General features: G+C 38.7%; 1 protein-coding gene. It reads left to right on the top strand.

The features are described from left to right. Positions 1 to 77 precede the first annotated feature (77 nt). Positions 78 to 419 (top strand): transposase (locus BW716_RS35715; RefSeq protein ID WP_143709272.1); only part of this gene is annotated, 342 nt, incomplete at its 3' end.

Genomic DNA, 419 nt, shown 5'->3' with positions numbered 1-419 from the left:
GAAGTTGTTTACACTTTTTGAAGGATAAAAAGGAAGTCCCAGGAATTAAGGATTTTTGTTTTGGCAAATAAAAACGAATAATTCTGGGACTCATAGACGAAGATAAGGTACGAGATTGGATTTTACCACATTTAAGCAAAGGCAAAAGAGGCTTTAAGGCCAGGATAGATTTAGTAAAAGTGGTTCTGTTGATTTTAAAGCGAATGAAAACAGGCTGCCAGTGGCGAGAGTTGTGTATTTGCGAATATTTTGATAAAGGGGCGACCTCGTGGCAAAATATTCACAGGTATTTTTTAAAATGGAGTAAAGACGGTTCATTCAAGAGGGCTTGGATCAATCTTTTATCTTGTAATAAGAAACTGCTGGATCTGTCAAGCGCCCAGTTAGATGGTAGCCATACACCAGTCAAACGTGGTGGC

Source organism: [Flexibacter] sp. ATCC 35208, assembly GCF_001975825.1.
Taxonomy (GTDB): Bacteria; Bacteroidota; Bacteroidia; order Chitinophagales; family Chitinophagaceae; genus Chitinophaga.
This window is presented reverse-complemented; position numbering and strand designations above follow the sequence as displayed.